This is a genomic window from Actinacidiphila acidipaludis (assembly GCF_019890725.1).
Classification (GTDB): Bacteria; Actinomycetota; Actinomycetes; order Streptomycetales; family Streptomycetaceae; genus Actinacidiphila; species Actinacidiphila acidipaludis.
Genome location: NZ_JAINZZ010000023.1, coordinates 1 through 13,188, shown reverse-complemented (window position 1 = coordinate 13,188; position 13,188 = coordinate 1). Strand labels below are relative to the sequence as shown.

Annotated in this window: 16 protein-coding genes and 1 pseudogene; 1 reads left to right on the top strand and 16 read right to left on the bottom strand. The window is 71.0% G+C overall.

Annotation, left to right across the window (positions count from 1 at the left end; all coding sequences use genetic code 11):
• Positions 1-44 precede the first annotated feature (44 nt).
• The 16 genes and pseudogenes from K7862_RS19145 to K7862_RS19075 all read right to left on the bottom strand — a co-directional run bounded on the left by K7862_RS19145 (position 45) and on the right by K7862_RS19075 (position 9,581).
• Positions 45-242 (bottom strand): DUF397 domain-containing protein, encoded by a 198-nt coding sequence (locus tag K7862_RS19145; RefSeq protein ID WP_222964059.1) that lies wholly within the window; start codon positions 240-242, stop codon positions 45-47.
• Entirely contained in the window at positions 239-913 is a 675-nt protein-coding gene (locus K7862_RS19140; protein WP_222964057.1) for a DUF5753 domain-containing protein, read from the bottom strand. Before K7862_RS19140 ends, K7862_RS19145 begins: the two co-directional genes overlap by 4 nt.
• A gap of 191 nt (positions 914-1,104) precedes the next feature.
• The gene (locus K7862_RS38270; protein ID WP_308012068.1) at positions 1,105-2,943 is read right to left on the bottom strand and encodes an FtsK/SpoIIIE domain-containing protein; all 1,839 of its coding nucleotides are present in this window, start codon (positions 2,941-2,943) and stop codon (positions 1,105-1,107) included.
• 319 nt (positions 2,944-3,262) lie between these two features.
• Positions 3,263-3,448 (bottom strand): DUF6257 family protein, encoded by a 186-nt coding sequence (locus tag K7862_RS19130; RefSeq protein WP_308012067.1) that lies wholly within the window; start codon positions 3,446-3,448, stop codon positions 3,263-3,265.
• A 1-nt stretch (position 3,449) separates the two neighbouring features.
• Positions 3,450-3,572 carry a hypothetical protein gene (locus K7862_RS37695; RefSeq protein WP_262413436.1) on the bottom strand — a complete coding sequence of 41 codons (123 nt, stop codon included), beginning with the start codon at positions 3,570-3,572 and terminating at the stop codon, positions 3,450-3,452.
• 82 nt (positions 3,573-3,654) lie between these two features.
• Positions 3,655-4,059, bottom strand: coding sequence for a DUF6251 family protein (locus K7862_RS19125; protein ID WP_222964055.1), 405 nt, complete (start codon positions 4,057-4,059; stop codon positions 3,655-3,657).
• Positions 4,056-5,255, bottom strand: coding sequence for a hypothetical protein (locus tag K7862_RS19120; protein ID WP_222964053.1), 1,200 nt, complete (start codon positions 5,253-5,255; stop codon positions 4,056-4,058). Before K7862_RS19120 ends, K7862_RS19125 begins: the two co-directional genes overlap by 4 nt.
• Complete coding sequence (locus K7862_RS19115) at positions 5,252-5,428, bottom strand: hypothetical protein (RefSeq protein WP_222964051.1); 177 nt, start codon at positions 5,426-5,428, stop codon at positions 5,252-5,254. The genes K7862_RS19120 and K7862_RS19115 overlap by 4 nt, the downstream gene beginning before the upstream one ends.
• Positions 5,425-5,604: a hypothetical protein gene (locus K7862_RS19110; RefSeq protein WP_222964049.1), complete on the bottom strand. Its 180-nt coding sequence runs from the start codon at positions 5,602-5,604 to the stop codon at positions 5,425-5,427. Before K7862_RS19110 ends, K7862_RS19115 begins: the two co-directional genes overlap by 4 nt.
• A complete protein-coding gene (locus K7862_RS19105) occupies positions 5,604-5,990 on the bottom strand; it encodes a DUF6907 domain-containing protein (RefSeq protein ID WP_222964047.1) in 387 nt (128 codons plus the stop codon). Before K7862_RS19105 ends, K7862_RS19110 begins: the two co-directional genes overlap by 1 nt.
• The gene (locus K7862_RS19100; RefSeq protein WP_222964045.1) at positions 5,987-6,340 is read right to left on the bottom strand and encodes a hypothetical protein; all 354 of its coding nucleotides are present in this window, start codon (positions 6,338-6,340) and stop codon (positions 5,987-5,989) included. The genes K7862_RS19105 and K7862_RS19100 overlap by 4 nt, the downstream gene beginning before the upstream one ends.
• The gene (locus K7862_RS19095; protein WP_222964043.1) at positions 6,340-7,263 is read right to left on the bottom strand and encodes a DUF6907 domain-containing protein; all 924 of its coding nucleotides are present in this window, start codon (positions 7,261-7,263) and stop codon (positions 6,340-6,342) included. Before K7862_RS19095 ends, K7862_RS19100 begins: the two co-directional genes overlap by 1 nt.
• Positions 7,260-7,925 carry a hypothetical protein gene (locus tag K7862_RS19090; RefSeq protein ID WP_222964041.1) on the bottom strand — a complete coding sequence of 222 codons (666 nt, stop codon included), beginning with the start codon at positions 7,923-7,925 and terminating at the stop codon, positions 7,260-7,262. The genes K7862_RS19095 and K7862_RS19090 overlap by 4 nt, the downstream gene beginning before the upstream one ends.
• A complete protein-coding gene (locus K7862_RS19085; RefSeq protein ID WP_262413435.1) occupies positions 7,922-8,383 on the bottom strand; it encodes a hypothetical protein in 462 nt (153 codons plus the stop codon). Before K7862_RS19085 ends, K7862_RS19090 begins: the two co-directional genes overlap by 4 nt.
• Positions 8,384-8,771: 388 nt before the next feature.
• Positions 8,772-9,001: pseudogene (locus K7862_RS19080) on the bottom strand (tyrosine-type recombinase/integrase); the annotation flags it as partial.
• Between the two features lie 4 nt (positions 9,002-9,005).
• Entirely contained in the window at positions 9,006-9,581 is a 576-nt protein-coding gene (locus tag K7862_RS19075) for a DUF4352 domain-containing protein (RefSeq protein ID WP_222964039.1), read from the bottom strand.
• 391 nt (positions 9,582-9,972) lie between these two features.
• On the opposite strand from K7862_RS19075, the gene K7862_RS38265 reads away from it, so the two are divergent.
• Positions 9,973-13,065: an FG-GAP-like repeat-containing protein gene (locus K7862_RS38265; protein ID WP_222964037.1), complete on the top strand. Its 3,093-nt coding sequence runs from the start codon at positions 9,973-9,975 to the stop codon at positions 13,063-13,065.
• Positions 13,066-13,188: the final 123 nt, after the last annotated feature.

The following is a 13,188-nucleotide window of genomic DNA, read 5'->3' as shown; positions in this document are numbered from 1 at the left end:
AGCGCCCCGCCCGGCTACATGCCAGACGGGGCGCTGTGGCGTTCTCAGGCGCTTTGGGGGATGTCCGCGAGGAATGCGGCCCACGCCTTGCGGGTGAACTCCAGGCGGGGCCCTGACGGGTCTTTGGAGTCGAGGACGGCCACGGGGGCGCCGGCGGGGCGGGCGACCGCTACGCACTCGCTGGGGTGGCTGTAGGACGACGTCACGAACGGGGCGCCGCGGTAGGTGCCGAGGTTCTTCATGCGGTCAGGGCCTCCTGGATCAGGGAGCGGGTGTCGTTGGCGTCGAGGGCCTGGTTCACGGTCTCATCGAACGTCATGCGCAGGCGGGCAACATCGGCCGGTCGAGTCGAGTACCAGCCGCCCAGCGGCGTCTCGGTGTAGCCGACTCGGGCACCGTGCCTGGTGCCGTTCCCGTCCGGGGCGAGGGCGTACAGCGAGGCGTGGCCGGGCCTGGCCGACGTCGATCGGTCCTCGGGCAGGACGTGTACGCGGACGTTGGGCAGCTCGGCGAGGCGCAGCAACTGACGGAGTTGTGCACGGTGGGCGGCGGCGTGGGTGAGGGGCCGGCTGATGGCCTGCCCGCCCATCACGAACACCGCCTCACCCACCGCAGGGTTCTGCAATCGGGTCATGAACTGGTCGACGCGGGCGGCCCGCATGTGCGCGTACCGCTGGACGTCGGCAGCCGGGAACGCGGGGCGGGCCGTGGCGATGGCTGCCGTGGCGTACCTGGTCGTCTGCAGCAGGCCGGGGATCAGGTTCGGGTGCCAGACGCGCACCGAGACGGCGTGGGCCTCGACGGCGGCCAGGCGTTCGGCGGTGATCTCGCCAGTCTCGGGTGTCGCGGCGCGACCCTGGTTGCGCTGGTCGACGGCGCGCAGCGCGGAGAGGGCTTCAGACGGAGTGGACAACGGGTGCTCTTTCCTGTGGTGGTGGCTTCGGCGGGGAGGGTGTGTCTGGAAGCCGTGTTCCGGGGGTCTCTCGGCTCAGCCGGCGAACCCCCGAAACTCGAAACTGTGCAGGTCAGTAGTGATATCGGGGGCGAAACCAGTTTCGGGGTGGGGTGAAACCTCAACCCCTTCCCGAAACCGGTCCGCAGGGGCTACTCGGCGTCGTCGGCGGGCGGCAGGTCGTCCCAACGGAGGCCCTTCGCGCCGCCGCAGCAGTCCCGGATGGTGAGCTGCCGGGTGGAGACCTTGAAGGGCTTCAGGGCGGCGCTCAGGGCCGTCGAGGACGCGGCGGCGTCCATCTCCAGCCACGGCCCGTACAGGTCGCCTCTGTAGGCGGCGAGGGCCTCGACGAGCCGGTGGGAGTGCACGGCCTCAGCCCCGTCGGGCCAGATCGCCCGCAGGTGGTCGACGACCGTCTCGACGTCCTGCTCCTCGACGAGCTCGCCGACCGACTGCCCGGACAGGGTGCCGGCTGCGGTGCGCAGCGCCAGAGCCCGCTTCGCGATGTCCTGAGCCTCGGTCTGCTTGATGAACGCGGCCCGCACGACGAACCCTTCACGACCGCGGGCGAGGATGCCCGTTCCCTGCTCGTCGATGCTGATGTCCGTGGCGCGCAGCCCCCGGTCGTAGGCGCCGGTGCCGAGCACGTTGTTGTTCGCCCGCCAGTCCATCACCGCCAGGCACAGCCGCGTGCCGACGCTGCTGGACACCCCCGTCGGGAGCGACGGGGCGTCAGGGTTCTGGGTGAGCAGAATGAGGATGATGCCGTAGGCCCGGGCCTTCTTGATCAGGCGCGTGGCCAGCGCTTCCGCCTCCTCTTTGTAGTCCTTGTGCGTGAACAGCTCCTGCACCTCGTCGATGACGATGACCCGCGGTCCCAGGTTCTGCTCCGGGTACTTCTCCGCCAGCGTCCGCGTCACCTTCCGGCCCTCGGGCACCTCGGAGGCGGGCAGGGAACGGACGAACGCGGCACGACGCTGGTACTCAGCGATTCCGGACCGCATGCCGGTCAGGGCCGCCTCCAGGTCGGGGTCGTCGTCCCCAGATACGTACCGGTGGCAGATCGGCTTGACCGCGTCGAGGTCGCCGGACCCCTTCAGCTCGTAGATCCACAGTTCGGCGGTCGGGTCGAGAGCCACGCCCAGCACGATCGCCAGAGCACAGGACGTCTTGCCCGAGCCGGGGATGCCTCCGACCAGCAGGTTCGAGTACATGAGGGTGATGTCGACGAGGTTGCCGCGCGGGTCGAACCCGAACGGCAGCGGCCGGTAGACGTCGGCCTGACCGGACTTCATGAGCGGCCACAGCTTCCGCGGGGCCTTCGCGGGGTCCTGCTGCGCGACCCACAGCACCAGGCGCCCGGGGTGGGCGGTGCGGTCGCCTTCGGGCCACACGGTGGAGATGGGCCGGCGCATCGCCGCGGCGAGCTCGGCCCGCTTCTCCAGCACCTTGTCGGCGGTGATGCCCTTGGGCAGGTCGACCTCCGCGCGCCAGCCCGGCCCGTCGCGCTGCACCTCGGCGGCGAACTCCACGCCCCGCACGCCCTTCTTACCTTCGATGCCAACGGCGGCCAGGGCCTCGAACACCTCGGTCGAGTCCAGCGGGCGCATGTTCCGCACGGACACGTACCGCGTGATCAGGGGCTTATCGGCCGTCCGCCCTGCGGTGCCGAGGGCGGCGAGAACGGCGACGCCGGCCATGGCCGTCCAACCGGGCACCAGGAATGCGGCCACGGTCGTCGCGATGGTGGTGGCCAGTCCAACCGCGAGGGACAGGATGCGGCGCGGCCGTACCCGACGGGAACGCTCGCGGGACAGGTTCAGCCACGCCTCGATGTCCGCGGTAGTGGCGGCCTTGGCCTCGACCGGGCGAGCCTCGGCGTCAACCACCCACTTGAACCACTTCACCGTCAGGCGCCACGCGCCCTTGGGGGAGCGGCCGACGAGACGCACCAGGTAGACGGGGGTGCGCACGGTGTGGAACGCCGACACGTGGCCGAGGTAGGAGGCGGTGTAGCGGGCTGCGGTGCGCCGAACTCCTGCGCGTTGCGGAGGAACGTCGGGATGACGGGCGGGGCGTCCTTGAGGTAGGCGCGGCGCTCGTCGACCCACGCCCGGTCAGTTGTGGCCTGCGGGGGGTCGACCGGGCGAGGAACCTCGACGGCCTCGGCGAACTCCTCTGGGCCGTCGTCGGTGTCCTTGACCAGCCGCAGCGTGGTCTCAGTCATGATGTGGGTTCCTGCTCTCTCGTGAGGTGCGGGGCCGGGCCGGTCGGGACGCTTGGCCGCTACGCGACCGGCCCGGGGCGGAGCTACTTCTTCGCCTTCTCCTGGCGCTTGCGGGCGCCGTCGAGGATGCGGTCGAGCTTGTTCTGCAGGTCGCGCTGGTCGACGTCCGGGCCGGCGAGGCTGCGCTTCGCCATGCGGGCCGTCAACGCGGTGAGCTGCGCGGCTTCCCAACCGGTCAGCGGCGGGTCGTTGGGGTGGGTGCGGATCACGTCAGTGCTCGTCGTTGTCGGCGGGCGGCGGGGTCGGCAGGCCCATGGAGAAGGTGATCGTGTAGTCGCCGTTGTCCTCGGTCTCGATGGTGCTGCCGGTCTCGGGGTTGGTCTCGCGTGCCATGGGTTCCTCTCCGGTGCCGGGCGGTCCGGCCCCACCGCCGCGGCAGACCTCGGCTAGAAGGTCTGCCGGACGGAAGGGCAGGTCAGCGGCGGCGCCTGCCCTTGGTCTGTTCGGTGCCGAGAATCGCGGTGATGCCGCGGACGATGACCGCCAGGACCAGGCCGCCGATCGCGAAGATGATGACGATCGTCCACAGCGACGCGGCGAGCATCGGGCCGGCGTACACCGCACCGACGACCGTCCCCGCACCGACGCCGGCACCCATGGCGAGGCGCTGCAGCGTGCGGTCCGGCGGCGCCTGATGCACGTGGATCACCTGCTGCGGGCGCATCCCCGCTTCTTCGGCGTACACCGAAAAAGCCTGGTCAGCGGTGTAGTCCGGTACCACCTCTGCCGGTGCCACGCTTGGCCGGCGAGCGGGCAGGGACCGGGGTTCGAACGTCGGCACCTGGTTGTCGAACTGGTACCGCTTCGGGGTGGGGCTCACGTCAGGCCTGCCTTCAGCTCGTCACGGATGCGGGTGGCCCGGGGCTGGCCGATGCCGTAGCGGTCTTTGAGGGCGCGGATCCCCGGCGCCCGACCGTCCATCAGGTCTGCGAGGAAGTCCCGACGTGCGCGGGGCGTCAGGTTGTCCTCGTAAGGCGGCGGGGGCGAGTCGTCGTCCGGCTCTGCCCGAGCCGCCTCAGCGGGGTTCTCCGGGGCGTACTCGGGCTGTACCTCGCCGCGGGTACGCGGCCCGTTGGTCAGGCCCGCGATGGGCAGCAGACGGGCTCCGGCGGGTACGGCCTCAGGTACGGGCGGCGCGATCTCCGCAGCCGCATCGGGTACCCGCTCGACCCGTACCTCGACAGGGTCGGTTGCCCACGGCGCGGCGAACTCCATCGACGCGAGCTGAGCGGCGCCCCGGTACGCGGCCAAGCGGTCCAGGAGTACGGTCCGCTGCTCGTCGAGTACGCCCGCATCGGTGCGGTCGACTGCCACGGCCAGGCGCCGGCGGGCACGGGACAGACGCCACGGCTTCGCGCCGGCCGCCTGCAGATCTGCCAGGCGCGCAGCGCGACGGGTGGCGATCCGCGTCCAACGGTCCCGCGTGATCTGAGCCGCGTCACGGCCCCGCACCGACAGGCCCAGCCACGACAGCAGCCGCTCCCGAACCTCCCGCGTCAGCACCGCGAGCAGGCCCTGAGATGCAGCTCCGGGCTTCGCGTGCCGCAGCTCGATACCCATGGCCAGGTGCCACAACATGGCCGCGAGCACGGGGCCGACGAAGGCCCGCAACGTGCCCGCGATCACGCCGGACTCCGAATAGGCGGGGATCACCTGAAACCCGGTGATGACCCACACGAGGACCCCGGGCGTACCCGGCGCCCCGTCGGTGCGGAGGTTCTGCCGGGCCATCAGCGCCACGGCGAACAGGGCGACCTCGCCGGCGGCGAACATCACCGCCCGCTCGCGGACGCCGTGCATGGCCAGGTGGTCGCGTGCGAAGTTCCAGGAGGTATCCCCGGAGTACGCCGTGCAGAGCATCGCGCCGAGGGCCGCCATGACCACCGCGGCGGGGGTCATCTTGGCCGCGTTCCGCACCGTGCGGACGGCGTAGGCGAGTACGGCGGCGAGTACGGCGAGTACACCCACCGCGTGGACAGGAGTACGGGCCCAATCCAGGGCCGTCGAGGCGTTCACGAGATCCTCCGGGAGAAACGGCGGACGATGCGCGGTCGGGCCGCCAGGCCGGCGCAGAACGCCCACAGAAGCGGCTGCACGGCCACGACGCGGCCGGCGGCGAGCAGCGGTGCGGCGAGGTGCGGGAAGGCGGCCAGGAGGCCGAGGAGCAGGCCGAGGAGAACGGTCTTCATCGGACACCGCCCAACGCCCGGTCGAGCTGGCAGGCGAACAGCCGCGCCCCGTACCGGTCCTGAGTGGCGGTGGCGTGCAGGTGCAGGTCCAACAGCGTCGTGACGGGCGGCAGGGGCCGCTGCGAGCGGATCGCTGCGTCCTCGGTGGGGCGGCGAACCAGCGCGGTCCCGGGCATCAGCGGTCACCTCCGCGGTTCTCCACGGCGAGGCGACGGGCCATGTACCGGACCCGCCCGGCGGCCTCCAGCAGGTCCGCCGCGAGCCCGTCCAGGCCGGTCACGTCGTAACCGAAGTAATCGCCGTCCAGGAGCTGCACGGCGACGTACACGGCGTCTCCGTGCCGGTTGGCCGGGGTCGGGAACGCGTCGGCCCACAGGAGCAGTTCCAGGAGCCGGCGCGGGCCGCGCTCGGTGTCGGCCATGACATTGATGGTCGGCCCGGTGTGGGCGATGGCGTCGCGCTCGACACCGTCCGGGTGGGCGGCTCCAGTGCACCAGGCGGGCTCGGGGACCTCGACGGTCCCGTGGTCGCTGGTCTCGATCGAGACGGTACGGGCGGTCACGCGGCCCCACCCCACTCGTTGGCGGCCTGCGCATACCCGGTCAGCTCGACACGGGCGCCGTGAATGATGGTCTCGGCCTTGATGTACCGCTCGCCCGTGCCCCTGAGGTGAACCCGGTCGACGGGGATGCACAGGGCGTCACGCCACGCCTCGAAGACGCTCAGGGTGTCGTGAACGTCGATGCAGATGGTGTTCGGGAACAGGTGGCCCACCGAGAGGTTCACGGCCGGCAGCTTGGCGAACGTCCGGCCGATGACGGCCAGGGCCTCGATGGCGGTCAACTGCTCCGCGAGGAGCGTCGTCGCGGGGAGGCCGGGCGTGTTCCCGGCCTCCGTCGTCGTGGTGTCCATCAGAGGGCACCGCCGTTGGCGTCCCAGTCGGCGCGGGCCGCGGCGAGGTCGATCGCAGCCTGGTCGAGCACGTCGGCCTGCGCCCGCAGCTTGCCCGCAATGTCGGCGACCTCCTGCGGACCGAGGTGGTCGATCACGCACTCCTCCAGGACCGTGATGAACGCGTAGGGCTGGCGCTCTTCCGGGTAGTCGCTGTGCGGGCCACACCAGATCTGCGGGGCGAAGACCCTGGAGTCGACGTCCTCCAGCGCCCCGTCGTCCCCGAACGGTCCCCGGACGGTCATCTGCGGCGCGTCGTACACGCGCTCGTGGGTGATGTCGGACAGGCGGAACCGGAGCTTCTTCACCGGGATGTTGTCGTCGCTCGGGTCCTCCTCGGCCCACGGCGGCAGGTACCCGAAGACGGTCACGCCCGTGTCGCTGCGCAGCGTCCACTGCCGCGGCTTCTCGTCCCGAACGCTGGTGGACGGCGTCTCCGCGCCGGCCGCTTCCCGGACCGCGTCGTACTCGTCGGCCAGGGCCTCCAGCCGCACCAGGTGCGCCCGCACCTGAGCGACCTCGGCGCGCAGCTCGTCGCCGCTGGTGAACTCCCGCCAGTCGTCGATCCCGCGGTCGTAGTCGATGACCGGCACGCCGCTCGGCTGGTCGGTGTAGAGGTGCGCTTCGAGCACCATTCCGCGGTCGGAGCTCGGCAGGGCCACGCGCCGGCCGAAGTGGTCGACGTGCGCGCCCTTCTCGACGCACCACGGGTAGGCCTCGCACGGGGCGTCCGGGGCCGCCTGGAACGTGACGGGTACGGCGGTGTTCGTGGTCTCGGCGATGTCAGTGGCGCTCATGGTCGGGTCCCCCCTTCGGGCGGTGGGCAGTTGGTCACGGACGCGCCCGGCGAAGGCGCGGAAGAACTCGGTCTCGGTGGCGTTCACGCGGCCACCTCGCGGAGAACCAGGGAGCGACGGCCGGGGGCCTCGATCCGGGTGACGGGAGCGGCCGGCGCCACGGCGGGCGCCTGCTCCGGCAGGTCGAACGGCCACGGCAGCGCGGGGCCGCCCTGCCAGCGGAACCCGTACTGCAGCCACGCCTCGCGGGTGCGGTTCAGGGCCCGCTGGTAGGCGCCGGCCTCCGGGACCGCCCACTCCGCCGGGGTCTCGGCGAGCAGCCCCATCACGCGGGTGCGCCACTCGGCCAGGACCATCAGCAGGGACTCGACGTAGCGGCGGGCGTCCTCGCAGTCCCCGCCGTCCTCCAGCTCGAAGAGCAGGTCGGAGTCGAGGGCGGCGAACCGCGCGGCGTAGTCGACGGGCTCGACCGGGGCGGGCTGGGGGAGCAGCGCCGTGCCCTTGTCGATCGCGGCGGCCAGGGCGCGCAGCCGGTCGGCGAAGGCGTGGCCGGCGGCCGGGTCGGAGGTGCGGAGCAGGTCGCGCCCCTCGCCCTCCCACACGACGAGCTGGACCGGGCCGCCGTCGATCGCGTCGACCTCGGCGATCAGGTCGACGCCGGTGGTGCCCAGGTCCGCGAGGACCACGTCGCACATGTCCTGGCTGTGCCAGCGGCCGTCGCAGCCGCGGATCCGGCAGGTGGCGTTCATGCGGTCACCGCCGCGGGAACCTCGATGCGCTCGACCTTCAGCGACGGGGCGGAGGACTTCATCGGCACCGGGCCGAGACCGAGGCGCTTGTACGTCTCGCGGATCGCGTCGAGGTCGGCAGTCTGCCGGGACGACGGGGTGCGCGACACGAGCCACTCGCCGTAGATACCGGCGGGAAGGCGGTCCAGGATCTTCCGGGCGGCGCGCTTGCCACGGTCGGCGCGGCGGGCCTGGTCCGTGGCGCGCTCGAACTCGGCGGCAGCGGCCTCGATGTCGGCGACAGGGGGGAGAGCGTCGTCGGTGTACACGTCGGCGGGGTCCGAGACGATGGCCGGCGCCTGGTCGATGACCAGCTCGGCGGGCGCGATCGTGGAGCGGACAGCGTCGGAGACGCGGGCGGCGAACCGGCGGGCGGCGCTCTGGCGCAGGCCACGGGGGCGCATGAGAACATGCAGCATTAGCGGGCTCCTGTGCTAGCAGGTAGTTCCGTCAGGCCCTGGCTGGGACTCCTACATCCCGGCCGGGGCCGCTTGCGTAAGCGGTGTCACTTACTCGCTTGCGAAGACCATAGGGCGCCACAGCGCACCACGCAAGCATGTGGCGCCACTTACTCGCTCAGATGTCGCGAACGGGCCTCTGCGAGTTGCATTCGTAGTTGCAATCCATGCCGCATCACGGCGCATCACAGGGTGCGTGTACTGCGTCTGACCTGTGGGCATGATGCCGTGTGGTGCCGTGTGGCACTTGTGCCCGGAAACTCGTAATGCGTAGGTCTCGGGTTCGAATCCCGAAGGCGGCTCCACCGAAGCCCCAGCTCAGAACTTCTCTGAGCTGGGGTTCTCTCGTTCATGGGATGCGACGCCTGCGGCGGGCCCGGTCCGCGCGGGTGTCCGCCGTCTCAGTTCTGGTCTCATTCGTGGCCCGGGCTGCGGCAGGAACGTGTCGCCCGTCCGGTGCATGGCGGCCTTGCTGAGATGCGACCGTCCCTTGACGTAGCGGCGCGTCTGGCTGATCTGCGTGTGCCGCAGGATCTCCATGATGGTCACGATGTCGACGCCCAGCTCGTTCAGGATCGTGCGCTCAGGGCACTTTCCACTGACCGACATCGGTGGAGAATCCGCTGTCCAGGGCGAACTGCACCAGGGCGATCTTTGAGGCGGCCGGGACCTCGAAGACGATGAATCCCAGGGCCTTGCCGCCCGGGGAGACTGTCGTGGTCGCGGGGAAGTTCGGCCCTGCCGAGGTCGTGTCCGTGATCGCCGAGTCGAATCCCTGGCCCTTGGTGTCGACCACTTTCGCACCGTTGTCGGGCGAGTCGGTATAGGTGGTGGATCCGGTGTTGTGCAGGCGGAACTGGACAGCGACCAACCGCTTCCCCGGCGGGGGACTGGACAACTCTGTCCCACTTGCCGGATCCACCACCTTCACGACGGCGACGTCGAGCTTTTCGCCGGCCTTGATGCCGGTCAGGCTCAGCGTGCGCCCGACGGGTACGGGGGAGGGGGAGGCTGACGCAATCGGGCCTTTCTGCCCCGACGAGGCTGACTCCTGCGGCGTCGTGCTGCTCGGCGTCCTGGTGGCCTCAGGGCTGCCGGCGCAACCGGCTGCCGCCGTGACAAGCAACGCCGTCAGAGCGATCCCGGCCATACTGCGCATCGGTGTCCTCCCTGCACAGGACGCGGTAACACCCGGCAAGTAGAAGCCAAGCCTGCCTCCCGGCGCGGCGTGACGCACGTCGAGCGGCGCCGCAAGGATGACGGGGCATGGTGAGGTCGCGCGTCGGCTGCCCTGGCCTCGGTGAACGACTGGGCGATGTGTCGTTCCGTCGCGGGTGCGGCGCCTGTTACAGTTCGCTGTCTTGCTGGGGGGATGACCAGGGGCCGGGGGGCTTCCGTTCTTCCGCGCGCCGGCGCATCGTCATGCGCCGCGGCCGCGCCCATCCACTTGCCCGTTTGGCCGTGGGCACCTCCTCATCGACGCGGGCCCGGCCGCCAAGGCCGCCCGCAGATTCCCCGCGTGGAGACGCCGGGGGCGGGAGGGGACCCAGGTGATTCGTACGACCACCGCAGTACGTCGCGGCCTGGTCGCCGCGCTCGCCGTACTCGCAGCGGCGACCGCCGAGCTGCCGCAGACGGCGGTCGCCGACGGTGGGCCGCCGGCCGGCGAGAGCGTGATCGCACCGGTACAGCCCGTGGGGCCCGGCGGGCCGGCGGTCATCGGTGCCGCCGCCCACGGCTACCTCACCGAGGACACGTGGACGGCCGACGGTTCGGCGCAGTACGCATGGCAGCCCGACAACGGCACAGTCACGACCATCGCGGACTCTCCCTACGGTGCCCCGGACGTCACGCAGAGCGGCGATGGGCGGACCTGGGTCTCCCAGATGGTTCCGGCCACCGCCCCTTCCACCTCACCGCCGAGCCATATGGAGCTTCGGGTCTTCGATGTGGCCACGGCCACCTGGGCCACCTATCCGATCGTGGACGGATACGACACCGAACGGGTCGTTCCGACGGCCACGGGATGGGCATTGCTGGCGCAAGCCACCGACGCGCGGAACGGGATTCTGCACCTGCTGACTCCCGCGGGCGCGGGCCGGTTCACCGACCGGGCTGTGTCGGACTGGCCCGCCGATGCTCGGTGGATGAGCGGGCAGATCGCCGCTGTCCCCGGGGCCGTCGAGCTGACCTACAACGACGGCAGCCACCTGCACGCAGGCGTCATCGACACGGACACCGCCTCCTTGGCGGACTCGGTTCTCGAGGCCGGGGAGCCGGCGGGCTCCTACCACCTGCTGCTTGACCGGGACCACTTCGGGTACGCCGCCGAGAACACCGTCCGCGTCTACGACCGCACCGACCCTCAGGCTCCGCCTGCCGTTCTCACGGTGCCGGGAACCCCGAGCTGGTCGGTCCACATCGACACGGTGCTGGCCGGGGACGCGGTGATCGCTCTGCGCCAGAGCGCCACACTCGTCGACGGCACGCCCGACCCCGCGTACTCCCTCCCCCTGGACGGTGGCCCGGTCCGGACCCTGCTCGACGACGCCGCCACGCTGCTCCCGTCGGCCGACGGCGGCGCGATCGTCAACGCACGGACCGGAACGGAGTCATGGGCCACCTTCCGCATCCCGGCGGACGGCACGGGTCCTGTGGTGCTCCGGCCGTTTTCGACGTTCCGGCCTCAGCCCGCTGGGCTCTCCCTGGCCCGCGGCCGGCTCACTCGCGTGGAGACTGCCGCACGGCCGGGGTTCTCGGCTCACCTGGAGTTCGCGGACGTCGGCACCGGCGCCGTTCCCGCCCCGGGTGCCTCGGCTACCGAGGCGACGATGCCCGGCCTGCAGACCGGGGCGATGCACGACTGCGCAGGCGGTGCGCGCTGCGAGATCCTGACCGACGACGGTGGAGCTGACGGTCCCTTCTACCTCACCGACTACTACGGCGGGGACATGGTGGTGACGAAGGACGGGGGGAACCATGCCCGCCTGAGCTCCTCGCACGGTCACATCGTCTCCGTCGCCGACGACCGCGTGCTGTACGACAGCGGATCCTCCAACCGGCAGGTCGTGCTCGACTTCCGCTACAACTTGCCGGAGGTCGTGGTCGACCGCCCCATCACAGCCGCGGCGCTGTGGGGAGCGACACTGTGGTCCGCCACCTCCACGACCGGTGTGCTCACCAGCCTCGACCTGGGCACTACCGGGGCCAAGCCCGTCTCGGTCACCACGGACATCCCTTGCGTCCCCGCCGAGATGCAGGTCCTGGGGCGGTGGCTGTACTGGTCCTGCGGCGATGACGGCCCGGCCGGGGTGTGGGACGGCGTCGCCGGCAGGTCGGTGCGGGTGCCCGTCGGCCACGCCCTGCTCGGCGACGGCTTCGTCGTGCGGCACGCCGGCGACCAGCTCGTGCTCACCGACGTACACACCGGCACCGCGCAGCCGGACCGCACGGTCGCCCAACTGCCCGCCGGCCCCTACCCGGACGACCGGAACATCACGTGGACCCTCGACAAGTACCGGGGATTCCTCGCCTACGGCGACGCCGCCGGCGCCACGCACATCGTTCCCTCCGGCGTGCCCGAGTCCCCCCTCGGGGTGACCAGGGCCCCCGTGTCTCCGCTGAAGGGCGTCGGGCCGCTCAACTGGCGGCCGACGTGGCTCATGACCGGGCCTGTCGCCAGCTGGAGGGTCGACCTCCGGCGCACCGGATCGACGACGGTCGTGAAATCCTTCAGCGGCAGCGTGGCACGCGACGCCATCAGCCTGACCTGGGACGGCAGAGACAGCAACGGCTGGCTCATCGGCGACGGCACGTACACCTGGACCCTCACGGCCACGCCGGACGACACCGGTCTCCCCGCGAGCAGCTCAGGCACCGTGAACTTCGATGCCGTGGCTCACCCGCGGGACTACGACGAGGACGGCATCGGCGACCTCTTCGCGATGACGTCGGCCGGGCGCCTGGACGAACGCGTGGGTACGTCCTCGGGAGGAATCAACTCAGGCCCCCGGGGAGTGCTCCAGTTTCCGGTGAACACCACGGTCGTACCCGTCGGCGATCTGACCAAGGACGGTGCGAACGACCTCCTGGTCCGTGACGCGGCGGGCAAGCTGTGGCTCAACAGCGGTGTCAGCGCGACGCACACCGCCCTGATCGGTGCAGGCTGGAACATCTACGACGTGCTGACATCGCCCGGCGACCTGAACGGCGACGGACGTCCGGATCTGCTGGCGCGTACGCCGTCGGGGGACCTGTACCTCTACGCAGGAACCAGCACCGGAAAGTTCGCGCCGCGGGTGAAGATCGGGTTCGGGTACCAGATCTACTCGGCCGTTGTCGGCGTCCAGGACCTGACCGGAGACGGGGCCGGGGATGTGCTGGCTCGAGACAGGTCCGGGGTGTTGTGGCGGTACGACGCCGACGGCAGGGGCGGGTTGCGGGCCCGGGTGCGGATCGGCGCGGGCTGGAACGTCTACAACGCGGTCGTCGGCGTCGGCGATCTCAACGGTGACGGCCGCAGTGACCTGGTGGCACGTGACGGAAACGGCGATCTGTGGCGCTACAGCGGTCTGGGCAACGGCCAGTTCGCCGCCCGCGTGAAGATCGGCTGGGCCTGGCAGGCCTACAAGTCCCTGGTCTGACGCGTCAATAGCAGCAGGTCAGGGTGGGTGTGGGCAGGGTTGGGCGGCCGGTGGCCGTGCCGGTCGCCAGGCATCGTGGGTCTGGTCGGTCAGGCCGCGCCGTCCAGTGGGTTGAGGGTGACG

Bases quoted from the DNA above. Each gene is read 5' to 3' on its own strand.
- K7862_RS19110 (WP_222964049.1), bottom strand. From the start codon at position 5,604: ATGCCCGGGACCGCGCTGGTTCGCCGCCCCACCGAGGACGCAGCGATC.
- K7862_RS19075 (WP_222964039.1), bottom strand. From the start codon at position 9,581: ATGCGCAGTATGGCCGGGATCGCTCTGACGGCGTTGCTTGTCACGGCG.
- K7862_RS19145 (WP_222964059.1), bottom strand. From the start codon at position 242: ATGAAGAACCTCGGCACCTACCGCGGCGCCCCGTTCGTGACGTCGTCC.
- K7862_RS37695 (WP_262413436.1), bottom strand. From the start codon at position 3,572: ATGGCACGCGAGACCAACCCCGAGACCGGCAGCACCATCGAGACCGAG.
- K7862_RS19085 (WP_262413435.1), bottom strand. From the start codon at position 8,383: ATGCTGCATGTTCTCATGCGCCCCCGTGGCCTGCGCCAGAGCGCCGCC.
- K7862_RS19115 (WP_222964051.1), bottom strand. From the start codon at position 5,428: ATGAAGACCGTTCTCCTCGGCCTGCTCCTCGGCCTCCTGGCCGCCTTC.
- K7862_RS19100 (WP_222964045.1), bottom strand. From the start codon at position 6,340: ATGGACACCACGACGACGGAGGCCGGGAACACGCCCGGCCTCCCCGCG.
- K7862_RS19090 (WP_222964041.1), bottom strand. From the start codon at position 7,925: ATGAACGCCACCTGCCGGATCCGCGGCTGCGACGGCCGCTGGCACAGC.